Genomic DNA, 17,200 nt, shown 5'->3' on the forward strand with positions numbered 1-17,200 from the left:
CCTGGAGGGCGAAGGGCGGAGAGTCGCTAGACGCGTACGGCGATCCCGTCCAGGACCATCGACAGGTACTGGCGGGCGATCTCCTCGGGGCTGTGCCGTCCGCCGGGGCGGTACCACGACGCGGCGACCCAGACGGTGTCGCGGACGAAGCGGTAGGTGAGGCGGACGTCGAGGTCGGCGCGGAAGGCACCGGAGGCGACCCCGCGTTCCAGGGTGCCGAGCCATGCCTTCTCGAACTTGACCTGCGAGTCGGCCAGGTAGTGGAAGCGGTCCTGGTCGACGAGGTGGCGGGACTCCTTCTGGTAGATCGCGACGGCGGCGCGGTGCCGGTCGATCTCCCGGAAGGACTCGGTGACGAGGGCCTCGATGGTCTCCCGGGGGCCGAGCGAGGCGGCGAGCACGGTGTCGTAACCGGCCCACAGCTCGTCCAGGAAGGTCGAGAGGATCTCGTCGAGCATCGACTCCTTGGAGTCGAAGTGGTAATAGAGGCTGCCCGCGAGCATCCCGGCCTCGTCCGCGATCTTGCGGACGGTGGTGGCGTTGTAGCCCTGGGCGGCGAACACCTCGGCGGCGATGCCGAGGAGTTCACGGCGCCGCTCGGGTGAGGCGCTCACCTGGGACTTCTTCGCGGCGGGCGGCTTCGCGGGCGATGACTTCGCAGGGGACTTCGCGGGCGATGGCTTCGCGGGGGTCTTGGGGGATGTCTTGGGCGTCGGCACGGGTCCATTGTCGTCTGCCGTCCTAGGGGTGCTGACTGCTGACGGAGACCGTCTCGCCGGTCATGTACGAGGAGTAGTGGCTGGCCAGGAAGACGATGACGTTCGCGACCTCCCAGGGCTCCGCGTACCGCCCGAACGCCTCCCGGGCCGTCAGCTCCTCCAGGAGCCCGGCGGAGGTGACCTTGACCAGGTGCGGGTGCATGGCGAGGGAGGGGGCGACCGCGTTGACCCGGACCCCGTAGGCGGCGGCCTCCATCGCGGCGCAGCGGGTCAGCGCCATCACCCCGGCCTTGGCGGCGGCGTAGTGCGCCTGGCCCTCCTGGGCGCGCCAGCCGACGACGGAGGCGTTGTTGACGATCACCCCGGTGCCGCCGGTGTCGCGGAAGTGGCGCAGGGCGGCCCGGGTGCAGCGGAAGGTGCCGTTGAGGGTGACGTCGAGGACCCGGTTCCACTGCTCGTCGGTCATGTCGGCGAGGGCGGCGGTGCCGCCGAGCCCGGCGTTGTGGACGAGGACGTCGAGGCCGCCGTGGAGCCGTACGGCCGTGTCGTACAGCTCCTGGACCTGGGCCTCGTCGGTGACGTCGCAGGGCCGGGCGGCGACCCGTCCGGCGCCGAACTCGGCGGCGAGGGCCTCCTCGGTCTCCTTGAGGCGGCGGGCGTGGGCGTCGCTGATCAGGACCCTGGCCCCCTCCTCCAGGAGGCGGCGGGCGGTGGCGCCGCCGATGCCCGCGCCGGCGGCGGCGGTGACGACGGCGGTGCGGCCGGCCAGCAGGCCGTGGCCGGGGACGTAGGCGGGCGCGGCGGTCACGGGCGCGGCTCCTTCGGGAGGCCGAGCACCCGCTCGGCGATGATGTTGCGCTGGATCTCGCTGGATCCGGCGTAGATGGTGTCGGCGCGGGAGAAGAGGAACAGGCGCTGCCAGTCGTCGAGTTCGTACGGTTCCCCAGCGGCGAGGGTGGCGGCCGGGCCCCGGATCTCCATGGCGAGCTCGCCGAGGTCCCGGTGCCAGTGGGACCAGTGGAGCTTGGCCATGGAGGGCTCGGTGCCGCAGCGGGCGTGGGCGCGCATGGCGCGCAGCCCGGTCCAGGCGCGGACGAGTCCGTCGCGGACGCGGGGGTCGTCGGCGGTGCCGTTGGCGCGGGCGAGCGCGGCCAGCGCCTCCAGCTCGCGGCGGAAGCCGACCTGCTGGCCGAGGGTGGAGACGCCCCGCTCGTAGCCGAGGGTGGCGAGGGCGATCCGCCAGCCGTCCCCGGGGGCGCCGACGACGTGGGCGGCGGGGGTGCGGGCGCCGTCGAAGACGACCTCGTTGAACTCGCTGGTGCCGGTGAGCTGGACGATCGGCCGGATCTCCACACCGGGCTGGTCGAGCGGGACGAGGAGGTACGAGAGCCCCTCGTGGCGCCGGGCGGTGCGGGGCTCCGTGCGGGCGAGGACGAAGCACCACTGGGACTCGTGGGCGAGGGAGGTCCAGATCTTGCGCCCGTCGATCACCCACTCGCCGCCGTCGCGGACCGCGCGGGTGCGGACGGCGGCGAGGTCGGAGCCCGCGTCGGGCTCGCTGTAGCCCTGGCACCAGAGCTCCTCGACGGCGCGGACGGCGGGCAGGAAGCGGGCCTTCTGCTCCTCGGTGCCGTGGTCGATGAGGGTGGGGCCGAGGAGCTGTTCGCCGATGTGGTTGACGCGGGCGGGGGCGTCGGCGAGGGCGTACTCCTCGTGGAAGGCGAGCTGCTGCTCGATGCTCGCGCCGCGCCCCCCGTACTCCTCGGGCCAGCCGACGCAGGTCCAGCCGTGGTCGGCCATGTGCCGCTCCCAGGCCAGGCGTTCGGCGAACGCCTCGTGCTCGCGGCCGGGGCCGCCGCGGCCGCGCAGGGCGGCGAACTCGCCCCGGAGCCGGTCCCGCAGCCAGTCCCGTATCTCGGCGCGGAACTCCTCGACGCTGCTCATGGCGCTCGTCATGAGCGTCACGGTAACCTACCAAACACTTGTTAGGGAAGGAGGTGGGGGTCCGATGGACCTCTCGTACACCGCCGGGGAGCACGCCTTCCGGGCCGAGGCCCGGGAGTGGCTGCGCGCCCGGGTGCCCCGGACGCCGCTGCCGTCCCTGGAGACCGCCGAGGGCTTCGCCGCCCACCGCGCCTGGGAGGCCGAACTCGCCGCCGGGCGCTGGTCGGTGGTCTCCTGGCCCGAGGCGTACGGGGGCCGGGGCGCCGACATCTTCCGCTGGCTGGCCTTCGAGGAGGAGTACCACGCGGCGGGCGGCCCCGGCCGGGTCTCGCAGAACGGCATCAGCCTGCTCGCCCCCACCCTCTTCGAGCACGCCACCGAGGAGCAGCGGGCCCGGGTGCTGCCGTCCATGGCGACCGGGGAGACGATCTGGGCGCAGGCGTGGTCCGAGCCCGAGGCCGGCTCCGACCTCGCCTCGCTGACCTCGCGGGCCGTGCGGACGGACGGCGGCTGGCTGCTGCACGGCCAGAAGACCTGGTCCTCGCGGGCGGCCTTCGCCGACCGGGCCTTCGGCATCTTCCGCACCGACCCGGGCCCGGCGGCCGAGGGGCGCCCGCACCGGGGGCTGACGTATCTGATGTTCGACCTGCGGGCACCGGGTGTGACCGTGCGGCCGATCGGACGGCTCGACGGCAAGCCCGCCTTCGCCGAGCTCTTCCTCGACGGGGTGTTCGTGCCCGACGCGGACGTCATCGGCGAGCCCGGACAGGGCTGGCGGATCGCCATGTCCACCACCGGCAACGAGCGCGGGCTCACGCTGCGCTCCCCCGGCCGCTTCCTGGCCGCCGCCGACCGGCTGCGGCGGCTGTGGGACGAGCGGGGCGACCCTTCGGACACGGCGCTGCGGGACCGGGTCGCCGACGCGCTGATCGGGGCCCGCGCCTACCAGCTGTTCACCGCCGCCGGGGCCTCGCTCTTCGCGGCGGGCGGCCGGATCGGGGCGGAGTCCAGCCTCAACAAGGTCTTCTGGTCGGAGCTCGACATCGCCCTGCACGAGACGGCGCTTGACCTGCTGGGGGCGGACGGCGAGCGGGCCGACACCGAGTGGGCCGAGGGGCACGTCTTCTCGCTGGCCGGGCCTGTCTACGCCGGGACCAACGAGATCCAGCGCGACATCATCGCCGAGCGGCTGCTCGGCCTCCCGAAGGGCCGCCGCTGATGCGCTTCCTGCCGACCGACGAGCAGCGCGACTTCGCGCGCTCCCTGGACGCGATGCTCTCCGCCGCCGGCACCCCGGCCGTCGCGCGGGCCTGGGCGGCGGGCGAGCCGGGGCCCGGCCGCGCGCTGTGGGCCCGGCTCGCCGACGCCGGGGTGTTCGCGCTGGCCGCGCCCGAGGCGTACGAGGGGGTCGGCCCGCTCCCCGTCGAACTCGCCCACGCCATGGTCGAGTCGGGCCGCCACGCGGTCCCGGGCCCGCTCGTGGAGACCGTCGCGGCGACGGCGCTCCTCGCGGAGCTGGCCGGGCGGGGCGAGGAGGGCCCGGCGAAGCGGCTGCTGCCGGGGCTGGTGGGCGGCGGGACGGTGGCGAGCCTGGCGATGACCGAGGTCTCCCCGTACGCGCTGGACGCGGACACAGCCGACCTGCTGCTGGTCGTGGACGGCGAGGAGCTGCGGCTGGCCCCCGGGCACGGGGAGCTTCTGGTCTCCGCCGACCCGGTGCGGCGGCCGGCCCGGCCCGCGCCGGGCGGGGAGCTGCTCGCGGCCGGGCCCGCGGTGGCCTCGGCGGCGGCGACGGCCCGGCGCTGGGCGCTGCTGGCGACGGCGGCGCAGGCGCTCGGGGTGGGGCTGGCGCTGCTGGACCGGACGGTGGAGTACGCGAAGCAGCGCACCCAGTTCGGGGTGCCGATCGGCTCCTTCCAGGCGGTCAAGCACCGGCTGGCGGACGCGCTGATCGGCCTGGAGTTCGCCCGGCCGCTGGTCTTCGGAGCGGCGCTCACCTTCGAGAGCGGCGATCTCGCCGCGGCGAAGGCCGCCGCCGGGGAGGCCGCGTACGCGGCGGCCGGCACCGCCCTGCGGACGCACGGGGCCGTCGGCTACACCGAGGAGCTCGACCTCTCCCTCTGGCTCCGCAAGGCCCGCCCGCTGCGGGACGCGTGGGGCGGCCCGGCCTGGTGCCGGGGCGAGGTCATCGCGGCGGCGGCAGCGGCGGCGGGGCGGTGAGCCGGAGGGCCCGGCCCCCTTGACCGTCACCCCTCCCGGGGCGGCGACTCGTCGTTGCCCCGGCGGATGGTGCGGGTGCCGCGCGCCGGGGTCCAGGCGGTCAGGACCAGGTCGTCGCCCTCGACGGCGGTGCGCACGACCTCCGTCGGCTCGACCAGGAAGACGTGGAACGGCATCGGCATCCCGACCTCCCCCGCGTACCACTCCAGGGTCGGCCGGTCGGTGATCTCGACCGCCCGGCCGGAGACGCGGACGTCGCCGCCGCCCATGGTGGTGCCCTCGCCGGGGTTGGCGAGCAGCGCGAAACGGGGGTCGCGGCGCAGGTCCAGCGCCTTGCGCGAGCCCGGCATCATGCCGAGCCACAGCTCCCCGGCCCGGAAGTCGGCCTCGATGCCGCTCAGGCGCGGGGAGCCGTCCTTGCGGAGGGTGGCGAGGGCGTGGTGGGTGTATCCGCCGAAGCGCTCGCGCACGAGGACGGCGAAGGCGGGCTCGGCGGCCTCGAAGGAGGCCCAGCCGGTGGGGTGCGCGGGGCGGGCGGTGCTGGCGGTGTCGGTGGTTCCGGTGTCTCCCATGCCTCCAGGAGACACCGGAATCCCGACACCTTCTGTCCGGATTACTCCGGGCGCCGGATCACTCCCGGCGCCGGATCACTGCGACCGCTGCGCGTCCCGCTCCGCCTGGCTGCGCTCCACGCAGAACTCGTTCCCCTCGGGGTCCGCCAGGGTCGCCCACCCCGTTCCGTCGGGCCTGCGGTGGTCGCCGACCAGCGTGGCGCCGAGCCCGAGCAGCCGCTCGACCTCCTCGTCGCGGCTGCGGTCCTGCGGCTGGAGGTCGAGGTGGACCCGGTTCTTCACGGACTTCGGCTCCGGGACCCGGATGAAGAGCAGCGAGGCGCCCGGCGACTCCACCGTGGCCTCGGGGTCGCCGGGGTTGTCGTCGTCGGCGAGCTTCGCGTCGAGCACCCCGGCCCAGAAGCTCGCGAGGGCGTAGGCGTCGGCGCAGTCGATGGTCACATGGCGTACGAGAGAAGTCATCCGGCCACTATGTCGTGCGCCCGCCGCACCCGGCCACCCGATATCAGCCGGGGCCGGGACCACCGGCGCGGTGGTCCCGCTCCAGCGCCTCGACGTCCGCGAGCATCGCCTCGGCCAGGTCGCGCTCGGCGGCGTAGTAGCGCTCGGCCCAGCGGAGGGTGAGCAGCGGGTACGCCCAGTCCGCGTCGGCCCCGGCGTCGGTGGCGTCCGTCTCGGCGCGGCGCCGCATGGCCTCGGCGTGTTCCCGGTGCGCGGTGAGGAGTTCGCGGGTGCGGGCGGGCTCCAGGAGGTGCCCGAGCCAGAGGCGCAGCATCGGCCCGTGTTTGAGGACCGGCGGGTCGACGGGGGCGCCGCCGGCCCAGGCGCGGACGGCGGCGAGCCCTTCGGGGGTGATCCGGTAGACCCGCTTGTCGCGCGAGCCGGACTCGGGGGCGACCAGGCGGGAGGTGGTGTACCCGGCCGCCTCCAGGCGCTTGAGCTCGGCGTAGATCTGGCTGAAGGAGGGGCTCCAGTAGAAGAGGCCGAGGGAGCGGTCGGACCACTTCTTCAGGTCGTATCCGGACAACTCCCGCCCGAAGGAGAGCAGTCCGAGCACCGCCCAGCTCGTCGCGGGCAGCGCGGGCACCTTCTCGTCATCCGGCACGGGCGCAGTCTACGGCCCTTCCCTCCCCCACCTATGCCTGCTAGAAGTATTTCGATTAGGCATAGCGCTCGCTCAGGCATCGGCCGCCGTCGGGAGGAGCTCCCCGTGAAGTTCTCGATGATCTTCGAAGCACAGCTCGTCGACCCCACCCCCGCCCGCGAACACCAGGTCATCCGCGACTGCGTCGAACAGGCCGTGTACGCGGAGGAGATGGGCTTCGACCGGATCTGGGCGGTGGAGCACCACTCGCTCACCCAGTACGCGCACATGAGCGCGTCCGAGATCTTCCTGACCTGGGTCGCCGCCCGCACCGAGCGGATCCGCATCGGGCACGGCGTGGTCACCATGCCCTTCGGCTACCAGCATCCGGTCCGGGTCGCCGAGCGCGCCGCCATGCTCGACGTGCTCTCCGGCGGCCGGGTCGACATCGGCGCCGGGCGCGGCGCGACCCGCCAGGAGACCCGCATGTTCGGCGTGGACCCCGCCGACACCCGGCCGCAGATGGAGGAGGCCCTGCGGATCCTGGCCGCCGCCTGGCGGGAGCCGGAGTTCGAGTGGCACGGCTCGATCGACATCGGCCCCGGCGCGGTGCTGCCCCGCCCGGTGCAGGGCCCGCACCCGCCGCTCTTCATGGCCTGCTCGCAGCACGACTCGCTGCGGCGGGCCGCCGAACTCGGCGTCGGCGCCCTGGTGATGGGCTTCGCGGGCGCCGACGACGTCCGCGCGATGCGCGCGGTGTACGACGCGGCCATCGCCGCGCGGGACGGCGCGCACCTGGTCTCCACCGAGGTCAACGACCACTTCTCGGCGCTCTGCCCGACCGTCGTCCTGGACGACGCCGCCCGCGCCCTGCGGCTCGGCACCAGGGGGCAGCGCTTCTTCGCGGAGTCGATCGCCCACTGGTACGGCGGCGCCCCCGCGCCCACCGGCTACGCGGAGGACGAGGACCACGCGGGCGCGCTGGAGCGGGAGCGGCGGGAGCTGGTGGCCCGGCTACACGAGGCGAACATCCCGGCCCGGCCCGTGGACACCGGCACGTACAACACCGACCACGCCTACGGGGACGCGGACACCGCCGTCGCCTACGTCGAGCGGCTGCGGCGGATCGGGGTCGACGAGGTGATGTGCCTGATCCAGATGGGGACCGTGCCGCAGGAGGTCTGCATGGAGACCATCCGCCAGTGGGGCGAGAAGGTCATCCCGCACTTCCGCGCCCTGGACGCCGCCAAGTGACGGACCTCGACGGCAAGGTGGTGCTCGTGACGGGCGCGGCGCGCGGCCAGGGCGCCGCCGAGGCGCGGCTGCTGACGGCGGCGGGGGCGCGGGTGGTGCTGACCGACGTGCGGGAGCCGGAGGGCCGCGCGGTGGCGGCCGGACTAGGGCCGGACCGGGCCGTGTTCGTACGCCACGACGTGACGTCCGCCGAGGACTGGGCGCGGGCCGTGGACACCGCGCTGACCGGGTACGGGCGCCTGGACGGCCTGGTCAACAACGCGGCCCTGTGGCGGACCGCGCCGCTGGAGTCGGAGACGTACGACAACTTCGAACTGCTGCTCAGGGTCAATCTGCTCGGCCCCTTCCTCGGGATGCGGGCCGCGCTCCCGGCGCTGCGCGCGGCGGGCGGCGGCTCGGTGGTGAACGTGTCCTCGACGGCGGGGCTCGTCGGCGTCCCGGGCCACGCGGCGTACGGGGCGGGGAAGTTCGGCCTGCGGGGCCTCAGCCGCTCGGCGGCCCGCGACCTCGCCGCGTACGGCGTCCGGGTCAACTCGGTGCACCCCGGCGCCGTGGACACCCCGATGACGGCGGCGGTCGCGGACAAGGACTGGTCGCACGTGCCGCTGGGCCGGATGGGCCGGCCCGAGGAGGTCGCCGGCCTGGTCGCGTACCTGCTCTCGGACGCCGCCTCGTACGTGACGGGCGCGGAGTTCACGGTGGACGGAGGACTGACGGCATGACCGAGCGACCTACGGATCCGGGGCCGGGGCCTCGGGATCCCGCGCCCGCGGATCCGGATCCGGCGCCTCGGGATCCGGCGCCTCGGGATCCGGCGCCCGCGGACCCGGCGGCCCCGGACCGGACGCGAGCCCCTTCGGCACCCGCGCCCGCACCCTCGCCCGGCGGGCCCGCCCCCGACCGGCCCGCCCCCGACCCCCTCACCCCCGCCGCCCGCGCCCTCTGCGACGCCCTGGCGGCGGGCTTCCCCCGGCCCGGGGCGGGCGCCGGGGCGCTGCGCGCGGCGGCCCGCGCGCACCTCGGCGCGGTCCCGCCGGGCGCGGAGGACCTGTCGGCGGACGGCGTCCCGGTGCGGGTGTACCCGGGAGAGGCGGACCCGGTGGTCGTCTTCGCGCACGGCGGCGGCTGGGTGCTGTGCGACCTGGACACCCACGACCGGCTGTGCCGCGCGCTCGCCGCGAGGACCGGGGCGACCGTGGTCTCCGTGGACTACCGGCGCGCGCCCGAGCACCGCTTCCCGGCGGCCGAGGACGACGTGTACGCGGTGCTGACGTGGGCGGCGGCCCGCCGGCCGGGGCGTCCGCTGGTCCTGGCCGGCGACTCCAGCGGCGGCAACCTGGCGGCGGCCGTCGCCCTGCGCGCCCGCGACCTCGGCGGGCCGCCCCTCGCGGGCCAGCTCCTGGTCTATCCGGCGCTCGACCACCGGCTGGCGGGCGCCTCGGCGGAGACGTACGCGGAGGGCTTCTTCCACACCCGGGAGCACATGCGCTGGTACTGGGAGCAGTACGCGGGCCCCGGCGGCGACCCGGCCGCGGCCTCCCCCGCCCTCGCGCCCGACCTCACGGGCCTCCCGCCGGCCCTGCTGGTCCTCGCCGACTGCGACGTGCTGCGCGACGAGGGCCTGGCGTACGCGCGCCGCCTGTCCGCGGCGGGTGTCCCGGTCCGGGTCCAGCTCCACACGGGCATGTTCCACGGCTTCCTGGGCGGCCTCGGCCTCCTCCCGGAGGCGGACGACGCGCTGGACGGGGCGGCGCGGTGGCTGGGGCGGCTGACGGCGGGGTGACCGGGTCCCGGACGCGCCGCGACGCCCTCCCTGTCGTCCGGTCGGGGACATTCGGGGGGCGTCGCGCTCAGTTCCGCACCTCGTTGTACGGGACGTTCTCGGGGTCCGACAGTCGGCCGGTGGCCGGTCAGACCGTCAGGGCGCGGTCCGTGGGACGGATCGGGGCCGGCAGCGAGCTGGCGCCCGTCAGGTGGCGGTCCACACCACGGGCGGCCGAGCGGCCCTCGGCGATGGCCCAGACGATCAGCGACTGGCCACGGCCGGCGTCACCGGCGACGAACACGCCATCGACATTGGTGGCGAAGTCCGCGTCACGAGCGATGTTACCCCGCTCGTCGAGGTCCAGACCAAACTGCGCGACCAGGCCGTTCTCCACGTCGGTGCCGGTGAAGCCCATGGCGAGGGTGACCAGCTCGGCGGGGATCCTGCGCTCGGTGCCCGGCTTCTGGGTCAGCTTGCCGTCGACGAACGCGACCTCGACGAGGTGCAGGAAGGCCACGTTGCCGTCCTCGTCGCCCTCGAAGTGGGTGGTGGAGACGGAGTAGACCCGCTCGCCGCCCTCCTCGTGCGCCGAGGTGACCTTGTAGAGCATGGGGAAGGTCGGCCAGGGCTGGCCGGCCGCCCGGTCCTCGCCCGGCTTCGGCATGATCTCCAGCTGGGTCACGGAGGCCGCGCCCTGCCGGTGGGCGGTGCCGACGCAGTCCGCGCCGGTGTCGCCGCCGCCGATGACGACCACGTGCTTGCCCTCGGCCGAGATCGGCGAGGAGACGAAGTCGCCCTCGACGACCTTGTTGGCGAGCGGCAGGTACTCCATCGCCTGGTAGACGCCCTTGAGCTCGCGGCCCGGGACGGGCAGGTCGCGGGCGGTGGTGGCGCCGGCGGCGACGACCACCGCGTCGAACCGCTTGCGCAGGTCCGTCGCGGTCAGGTCGCGGCCGATCTCGATGCCGGTGCGGAACTTGGTGCCCTCCGCGCGCATCTGCTCGACGCGGCGGTTGATGTGCCGCTTCTCCATCTTGAACTCGGGGATGCCGTAGCGCAGCAGTCCGCCGATGCGGTCGGCCCGCTCGTACACGACCACGGTGTGGCCGGCCCGGGTCAGCTGCTGGGCGGCGGCGAGTCCCGCCGGGCCGGAGCCGATGACCGCGACGGTCTTGCCGGACAGGCGCTCGGGGGCCTGCGGGCGCACGTCGCCGCCGTCCCACGCCTTGTCGATGATCGAGACCTCGACGTTCTTGATGGTCACGGCCGGCTGGTTGATGCCGAGCACGCACGCCGCCTCGCACGGAGCCGGGCACAGGCGGCCGGTGAACTCCGGGAAGTTGTTGGTGGCGTGGAGGCGCTCGGACGCGGCCGACCAGTCCTCGCGGTAGGCGTAGTCGTTCCACTCGGGGATGAGGTTCCCCAGCGGACAGCCGTTGTGGCAGAACGGGATGCCGCAGTCCATGCAGCGGCCGGCCTGCTTGCCGATGATCGGCAGCAGGGAGCCGGGGACGTAGACCTCGTTCCAGTCCTTGACGCGCTCGCCCACCGGCCGGGTCTTGGCGACCTCGCGCCCGGTGGTCAGGAAGCCCTTGGGGTCAGCCATGGGTCGCCGCCTCCATCATCTTCTCGGTGGTCTCGGCCTCGGAGAGACCGGCGAGCTCAGCGGCGTCCTTGGCGGCGAGCACTGCCTTGTACGTGGTGGGGATGATCTTGCTGAACCGGTCCGCGTGCGCGGTCCAGTCGGCGAGCAGCTTCTCGGCGACCGTCGAGCCGGTCTCCTCGGCGTGGCGGCGCACGACGTCGTGCAGCCACGCCTTGTCGGTGTCCGAGAGGGCCTCGACCGCGCCCAGGTTGCCGGAGTTGACGTTGTCCCGGTCCAGGTCGATCACGTAGGCGACGCCGCCGGACATGCCGGCCGCGAAGTTGCGCCCGGTCTGGCCGAGGACGACCGCCGTGCCGCCGGTCATGTACTCGCAGCCGTGGTCGCCCACGCCCTCCGAGACGACCAGGGCGCCGGAGTTGCGGACGCAGAAGCGCTCGCCGGTGCGGCCCCGCAGGAACAGCTCGCCGCCGGTCGCGCCGTAGCCGATGGTGTTGCCGGCGATGGTCGAGTACTCGGCCAGGTGCTCGGCGCCTCGGTCGGGGCGGACCACGATCCGGCCGCCGGAGAGGCCCTTGCCGACGTAGTCGTTGGCGTCGCCCTCCAGGCGGAGGGTGACGCCGGCCGGCAGGAAGGCGCCGAAGGACTGGCCCGCGGAGCCGGTGAAGGTGATGTCGATGGTGTCGGCGGGGAGACCGGCGCCGCCGAACCGCTTCGTGACCTGGTGGCCGAGCATGGTGCCGACGGTCCGGTTGATGTTCCGGATCGAGACCTGCGCGCGGACCGGCTGGGCGGTCTCGGCGGACTCGGCGTTCAGCGCCTCGGCGGCGAGCTCGATCAGCTCGTTGTCGAGGGCCTTCTCCAGGCCGTGGTCCTGCTCGACCAGGGCGTGGCGGACCGCGCCCTCGGCCAGCTCGGGCACGTAGAAGAGCGGCTCCAGGTCCAGGCCCTGTGCCTTCCAGTGGGTGACCGCGCGGCTGGTGTCGAGGAGCTCGGCGTGGCCGACCGCCTCCTCCAGGGTGCGGAAGCCCAGCTCGGCGAGGAGCTCGCGGACCTCTTCGGCGATGAACTCGAAGAAGTTGACGACGAACTCGGGCCGGCCGGCGAAGCGGTCGCGCAGCACCGGGTTCTGGGTGGCGATGCCGACCGGGCAGGTGTCCAGGTGGCAGACGCGCATCATGACGCAGCCGGAGACGACGAGCGGCGCGGTGGCGAAGCCGAACTCCTCGGCGCCGAGCAGCGCGGCGATGACGACGTCGCGGCCGGTCTTGAGCTGGCCGTCGGTCTGGACGACGATCCGGTCGCGCAGCCCGTTGAGCAGCAGGGTCTGCTGGGTCTCGGCGAGGCCGAGCTCCCAGGGGCCGCCCGCGTGCTTGAGGGAGGTCAGCGGCGAGGCGCCCGTACCGCCGTCGTGGCCGGAGATGAGCACGACGTCCGCGTGGGCCTTGGACACGCCGGCCGCGACCGTGCCGACGCCGACCTCGGAGACCAGCTTCACGTGGACGCGGGCGGCCGGGTTGGCGTTCTTCAGGTCGTGGATCAGCTGGGCCAGATCCTCGATGGAGTAGATGTCGTGGTGCGGCGGCGGCGAGATCAGGCCGACGCCGGGCGTCGAGTGCCGGGTCTTGGCGACCCACGGGTAGACCTTGTGGCCGGGCAGCTGGCCGCCCTCGCCGGGCTTGGCGCCCTGGGCCATCTTGATCTGGATGTCGTCCGCGTTGACCAGGTACTCGCTGGTGACGCCGAAGCGGCCGGAGGCGACCTGCTTGATCGCGGAGCGGCGCTCCGGGTCGTACAGGCGGTCCGGGTCCTCGCCGCCCTCGCCGGTGTTCGACTTGCCGCCGAGCCGGTTCATGGCGATGGCGAGGGTCTCGTGGGCCTCGCGCGAGATGGAGCCGTACGACATGGCGCCGGTGGAGAAGCGCTTGACGATCTCGGAGACCGGCTCGACCTCGTCGATCGAGATGGCCTCGCGGTCGGCGAAGCCGAACAGGCCGCGGAGCGTCATCAGGCGCTCGGACTGCTCGTTGACCCGCTCCGTGTACTTCTTGAAGATGTCGTACCGCTTGGAGCGCGTGGCGTGCTGGAGGCGGAAGACGGTCTCCGGGTCGAACAGGTGCGGCTCGCCCTCGCGGCGCCACTGGTACTCGCCGCCGATCTCCAGGGCGCGGTGCGCCGAGGGGATGCCGGTGGCGGGGTACGCCTTGGCGTGGCGGGCGGCGACCTCCTTGGCGACGACGTCGAGGCCGGCGCCGCCGATCTTGGTGGCGGTGCCGTTGAAGTACTTCCCGACGAAGGCGTCGTCGAGGCCGACGGCCTCGAAGACCTGGGCGCCGCGGTAGGAGGCGACGGTGGAGATGCCCATCTTGGACATCACCTTGAGGACGCCCTTGCCCAGCGCGTAGATCAGGTTGCGGATGGCCTGCTCGGCCTCCAGGCCCTCGATGAAGGTGCCGGCCCGGACCAGGTCCTCGACGGACTCCATGGCCAGGTACGGGTTGACCGCGGCGGCGCCGTAGCCGATGAGGAGGGCCACGTGGTGGACCTCGCGGACGTCGCCCGCCTCGACCAGCAGGCCCACCTTGGTGCGCTGCTTGGTGCGGATGAGGTGGTGGTGGACGGCGGCGGTGAGCAGCAGCGAGGGGATCGGCGCGTGCTCGGCGTCGGAGTGCCGGTCGGAGAGGACGAGCAGGTGCGCGCCGCCCTCGATCGCCGTGTCGGCCTCGGCGCAGATCGTCTCGATGCGGGCGGCGAGCGCCTCGCCGCCGCCGGAGACCCGGTAGAGGCCGGAGAGCGTGGCGGCCTTCATGCCGGGCATGTCGCCGTCGGCGTTGATGTGGATGAGCTTGGCCAGCTCGTCGTTGTCGATCACCGGGAAGGGCAGCGTGACGCTGCGGCAGGACGCGGCGGTCGGGTCGAGCAGGTTGCTGCCGGGGCCGAGGGAGGAGCGCAGCGAGGTGACGAGCTCCTCGCGGATGGCGTCCAGCGGCGGGTTGGTGACCTGCGCGAAGAGCTGGGTGAAGTAGTCGAAGAGCAGCCGCGGGCGGGCCGACAGGGCCGCGATGGGCGAGTCGGTGCCCATGGAGCCGATCGGCTCGGCGCCGCTGCGGGCCATCGGGGCGAGGATGACGCGGAGCTCTTCCTCGGTGTAGCCGAAGGTCTGCTGGCGGCGGGTGACCGAGGCGTGGGTGTGCACGATGTGCTCGCGCTCGGGGAGGTCGGAGAGCTCGATCTCGCCGGTCTCCAGCCACTCCGCGTAGGGCTGCTCGGCGGCGAGGCCGGCCTTGATCTCGTCGTCCTCGATGATGCGGTGCTCGGCGGTGTCGACGAGGAACATCTTGCCGGGCTGGAGGCGGCCCTTGCGGACGACCTTGGCGGGGTCGATGTCGAGGACGCCGACCTCGGAGGAGAGCACGACGAGGCCCTCGTCGGTGACCCAGTAGCGGCCGGGGCGCAGACCGTTGCGGTCGAGGACCGCGCCGACCTGGACGCCGTCGGTGAAGGTGACGCAGGCGGGGCCGTCCCAGGGCTCCATCAGGGTGGAGTGGTACTGGTAGAAGGCGCGCCGGGCCGGGTCCATGGAGTCGTGGTTCTCCCACGCCTCGGGGACCATCATCAGGACCGCGTGCGGCAGCGAACGGCCGCCGAGGTGGAGCAGCTCCAGGACCTCGTCGAAGGAGGCGGAGTCGGAGGCGTCGGGGGTGCAGACCGGGAAGATCCGGTCCAGGGAGCCCTCGCCGAAGACGGTGGAGTCGAGCTGGGCCTCGCGGGCGGTCATCCAGTTGCGGTTGCCCTTGACCGTGTTGATCTCGCCGTTGTGCGCGACGAAGCGGTACGGGTGGGCGAGCGGCCAGCTCGGGAAGGTGTTGGTGGAGAACCGGGAGTGGACCAGGGCCACGGCGGTGGCGCAGCGGCGGTCCGACAGGTCCGGGAAGAAGGGCTCCAGCTGGCCGGTGGTCAGCATGCCCTTGTAGACGATGGTGCGGGCGGAGAGCGAGGGGAAGTACGTCCCGGCCTCGCGCTCGGCGCGCTTGCGCAGGACGAACGCCTTGCGGTCCAGCGCGATGCCGGTGTCGGCGGCGGCGCGGTCCGCGACGAAGAGCTGGCGGAAGACCGGCATGGTGGCGCGGGCGGAGGCGCCGAGCAGCTCGGGGGCGACGGGGACCTCGCGCCAGCCGAGGACCTCCAGGCCCTCCTCGGACGCGATCGTCTCGATCCGCGAGACGGCCTGTGCGGAGCCGTCGGCGGGGAGGAAGGCGATGCCGACGGCGTACGCGCCGGCCTCGGGGAGCTCGAATCCGGCGACCTCGCGCAGGAAGGCGTCGGGCACCTGGAGGAGGATGCCGGCGCCGTCGCCCGAGTCGGGCTCGGAGCCGGTGGCGCCGCGGTGCTCGAGGTTGCGCAGTACGGTCAGCGCCTGCTCGACCAGCGCGTGGCTGGCAACACCGGTCAGGGTGGCCACGAACCCGACACCACAGGCGTCGTGTTCGTTACGGGGGTCGTACATCCCCTGCGGAGCGGGGCGACCGTCCATGGGCGACCAGGCGTCGGAACGCATCGGCTCTCCCGTCGTCGTCGTGGCATATACAGCAGCCGAGGGACGACGTTGGCCCTCCGCGAAATTTCGTGCAGGTTACATGATGGCTGGCTTCTCGGAAAGTGGAAAGCTCGTTCCAGCATGCGGACACCGCGTGGGTAGGCGGTGACGGGGATCCAGCAGGTGGGAGAGGGGAACGCGAGGGCTCCCACGGCTCCCATGGGGGGACGGATCGGGGTTTTCCGGAGGTCTGCCGCGACCGTCCGCAGGGCGGGCCTCATTGCCCGCGGCGCTTACGCCTCATGCCCGGTGGTCAGGCTTTCGAAACCGCCGGGTAACCGGCTAGTTATGTGGCGCTGCGCATAGTGTCTCACCGGAACGCCGGATCCGCTCCGGGATATACGTCACAGGGACACGGGCCCTCCGTCGTGTCTTCGGACATGCCGAAGGCCCCCGGCGGGTGGACCGGGGGCCTGGGGGCCGAACGACGCGGGCGAAGGCCACAGGGGCGGGCGGGAGGCCCGCACGGGGCGCCCGAGCGGCTAGAGCGCCGCCCCGAAGAGCATACCCAGCCCGTACGTGAGGGCGGCGGCGGCACCGCCGAGGACGAGCTGGCGCAGCCCGCTGAACCACCAGCTGCGGGCGGTGACCCGGGCGACCAGGGCGCCGCAGGCGAAGAGCCCGAGGAGCGCGAGCAGCACGGCGGGCCAGAGCGAGGTCGCGCCGAGCAGGAACGGCAGCACGGGCAGCAGGGCACCCAGCGCGAACGAGCCGAACGACGACACCGCGGCGACCATCGGCGACGGCAGGTCGTCGGGGTCGATGCCCAGCTCCTCGCGGGCGTGGATCTCCAGCGCCTGCTCCGGGTCGCGGGACAGCTGCATGGCGACCTCGCGGGCGAGCGCGGGCTCGACGCCGCGGGAGACGTAGAGCGCGGCCAGCTCCTCCATCTCGTCCACCGGGTGCTTGCGCAACTGGCGGCGCTCGACGTCCAGTTCGGCCTGGACCAGCTCGCGCTGCGAGGCGACGGAGGTGTACTCGCCGGCGGCCATGGAGAAGGCACCGGCCGCGAGCCCGGCGAGGCCCGTGATCACGACGGTCTGGGTGGAGACCGCGCCGCCGACGACACCGGTCATCAGGGCGAGGTTGGAGACGAGTCCGTCCATCGCGCCGAAGACCGCCGGGCGCAGCCAGCCGCCGTTGACGTCCCGGTGGGTGTGGTTGTCGCGGTGGGCCTCGTGGAGCGGTGCGACGGCTTCGATGATGGACATGCTTCTCCCCTGTCTTTCCAGCGGGTTCGGCAACGCCCGCCCCCTTCGACATCATCGAAAATACGCGCGATGTAAGGGGCGCGCCAGCAAGGCAGGCCGTACTTACTAAGGCCCGCTTTACTGAGGCAGACCTTCCTGACCCGCTTCCCGACCTGCTGTCACCCGGGTGACAGAAACGTTTCCTTGGAGGGTCCGGCCCCCGCGCGTGGCAGGCATCCGGGCGAGCGTGAA

Annotated in this window: 13 protein-coding genes and 1 pseudogene; 5 read left to right on the forward strand and 9 right to left on the reverse strand. The window is 73.5% G+C overall.

Going from position 1 to position 17,200, the window contains the following annotated elements; all coding sequences use genetic code 11:
- Positions 1-26: 26 nt before the first annotated feature.
- From AB0C99_RS08045 to AB0C99_RS08055, 3 genes are all read right to left on the reverse strand, one after another.
- Positions 27-614 carry a TetR/AcrR family transcriptional regulator gene (locus tag AB0C99_RS08045; protein WP_362471028.1) on the reverse strand — a complete coding sequence of 196 codons (588 nt, stop codon included), beginning with the start codon at positions 612-614 and terminating at the stop codon, positions 27-29.
- Between the two features lie 127 nt (positions 615-741).
- Complete coding sequence (locus tag AB0C99_RS08050) at positions 742-1,527, reverse strand: SDR family oxidoreductase (RefSeq protein ID WP_362471031.1); 786 nt, start codon at positions 1,525-1,527, stop codon at positions 742-744.
- Positions 1,524-2,675, reverse strand: coding sequence for an acyl-CoA dehydrogenase family protein (locus AB0C99_RS08055; RefSeq protein ID WP_362471034.1), 1,152 nt, complete (start codon positions 2,673-2,675; stop codon positions 1,524-1,526). The genes AB0C99_RS08050 and AB0C99_RS08055 overlap by 4 nt, the downstream gene beginning before the upstream one ends.
- A 52-nt stretch (positions 2,676-2,727) precedes the next feature.
- Between AB0C99_RS08055 and AB0C99_RS08060 the strand changes: the two genes are divergently transcribed.
- Positions 2,728-3,882: an acyl-CoA dehydrogenase family protein gene (locus tag AB0C99_RS08060; RefSeq protein WP_362471037.1), complete on the forward strand. Its 1,155-nt coding sequence runs from the start codon at positions 2,728-2,730 to the stop codon at positions 3,880-3,882.
- Positions 3,882-4,883, forward strand: coding sequence for an acyl-CoA dehydrogenase family protein (locus AB0C99_RS08065; protein WP_362471040.1), 1,002 nt, complete (start codon positions 3,882-3,884; stop codon positions 4,881-4,883). The genes AB0C99_RS08060 and AB0C99_RS08065 overlap by 1 nt, the downstream gene beginning before the upstream one ends.
- A 26-nt stretch (positions 4,884-4,909) precedes the next feature.
- Here the strand turns inward: AB0C99_RS08065 and AB0C99_RS08070 are convergent, their stop codons facing one another.
- The 3 genes and pseudogenes from AB0C99_RS08070 to AB0C99_RS08080 all read right to left on the reverse strand — a co-directional run bounded on the left by AB0C99_RS08070 (position 4,910) and on the right by AB0C99_RS08080 (position 6,560).
- Positions 4,910-5,455: a pyridoxamine 5'-phosphate oxidase family protein gene (locus AB0C99_RS08070; protein WP_362471042.1), complete on the reverse strand. Its 546-nt coding sequence runs from the start codon at positions 5,453-5,455 to the stop codon at positions 4,910-4,912.
- Positions 5,456-5,551: 96 nt separating this feature from the next.
- Positions 5,552-5,917: pseudogene (locus AB0C99_RS08075) on the reverse strand (VOC family protein); the annotation flags it as partial.
- A 43-nt stretch (positions 5,918-5,960) separates the two neighbouring features.
- Entirely contained in the window at positions 5,961-6,560 is a 600-nt protein-coding gene (locus AB0C99_RS08080) for a PadR family transcriptional regulator (protein ID WP_362471045.1), read from the reverse strand.
- 105 nt (positions 6,561-6,665) lie between these two features.
- Here AB0C99_RS08080 and AB0C99_RS08085 point away from each other — a divergent pair, with 105 nt between their 5' ends.
- The 3 genes from AB0C99_RS08085 to AB0C99_RS08095 are packed head-to-tail and all read left to right on the forward strand — an operon-like array spanning position 6,666 to position 9,576.
- Entirely contained in the window at positions 6,666-7,793 is a 1,128-nt protein-coding gene (locus AB0C99_RS08085; protein WP_362471048.1) for an LLM class flavin-dependent oxidoreductase, read from the forward strand.
- The gene (locus AB0C99_RS08090; protein WP_362471049.1) at positions 7,790-8,515 is read left to right on the forward strand and encodes a glucose 1-dehydrogenase; all 726 of its coding nucleotides are present in this window, start codon (positions 7,790-7,792) and stop codon (positions 8,513-8,515) included. The genes AB0C99_RS08085 and AB0C99_RS08090 overlap by 4 nt, the downstream gene beginning before the upstream one ends.
- Positions 8,512-9,576 (forward strand): alpha/beta hydrolase, encoded by a 1,065-nt coding sequence (locus AB0C99_RS08095; protein WP_362471052.1) that lies wholly within the window; start codon positions 8,512-8,514, stop codon positions 9,574-9,576. Before AB0C99_RS08090 ends, AB0C99_RS08095 begins: the two co-directional genes overlap by 4 nt.
- Positions 9,577-9,703: 127 nt before the next feature.
- On the opposite strand, the gene AB0C99_RS08100 is transcribed toward AB0C99_RS08095, so the two are convergent.
- From AB0C99_RS08100 to AB0C99_RS08110, 3 genes are all read right to left on the reverse strand, one after another.
- On the reverse strand, positions 9,704-11,164 hold the full coding sequence (locus AB0C99_RS08100) for a glutamate synthase subunit beta (protein ID WP_362471054.1): 1,461 nt from the start codon (positions 11,162-11,164) through the stop codon (positions 9,704-9,706).
- On the reverse strand, positions 11,157-15,719 hold the full coding sequence (gene gltB, locus AB0C99_RS08105; protein ID WP_362471055.1) for a glutamate synthase large subunit: 4,563 nt from the start codon (positions 15,717-15,719) through the stop codon (positions 11,157-11,159). The genes AB0C99_RS08100 and gltB overlap by 8 nt, the downstream gene beginning before the upstream one ends.
- A gap of 521 nt (positions 15,720-16,240) precedes the next feature.
- Entirely contained in the window at positions 16,241-16,969 is a 729-nt protein-coding gene (locus tag AB0C99_RS08110; protein ID WP_362471058.1) for a VIT1/CCC1 transporter family protein, read from the reverse strand.
- Positions 16,970-17,200: the final 231 nt, after the last annotated feature.

This window comes from Streptomyces sp. NPDC048659 (genome assembly GCF_040650575.1).
GTDB lineage: Bacteria > Actinomycetota > Actinomycetes > Streptomycetales > Streptomycetaceae > Streptomyces.

Excerpts from the sequence above, each read along its gene's own strand:
- AB0C99_RS08100 (WP_362471054.1), bottom strand. The coding sequence starts at position 11,164 with ATGGCTGACCCCAAGGGCTTCCTGACCACCGGGCGCGAGGTCGCCAAG.
- AB0C99_RS08070 (WP_362471042.1), bottom strand. The coding sequence starts at position 5,455 with ATGGGAGACACCGGAACCACCGACACCGCCAGCACCGCCCGCCCCGCG.
- AB0C99_RS08110 (WP_362471058.1), bottom strand. The coding sequence starts at position 16,969 with ATGTCCATCATCGAAGCCGTCGCACCGCTCCACGAGGCCCACCGCGAC.
- gltB (WP_362471055.1), bottom strand. The coding sequence starts at position 15,719 with ATGCGTTCCGACGCCTGGTCGCCCATGGACGGTCGCCCCGCTCCGCAG.
- AB0C99_RS08065 (WP_362471040.1), top strand. The coding sequence starts at position 3,882 with ATGCGCTTCCTGCCGACCGACGAGCAGCGCGACTTCGCGCGCTCCCTG.
- AB0C99_RS08060 (WP_362471037.1), top strand. The coding sequence starts at position 2,728 with ATGGACCTCTCGTACACCGCCGGGGAGCACGCCTTCCGGGCCGAGGCC.
- AB0C99_RS08095 (WP_362471052.1), top strand. The coding sequence starts at position 8,512 with ATGACCGAGCGACCTACGGATCCGGGGCCGGGGCCTCGGGATCCCGCG.
- AB0C99_RS08055 (WP_362471034.1), bottom strand. The coding sequence starts at position 2,675 with ATGACGAGCGCCATGAGCAGCGTCGAGGAGTTCCGCGCCGAGATACGG.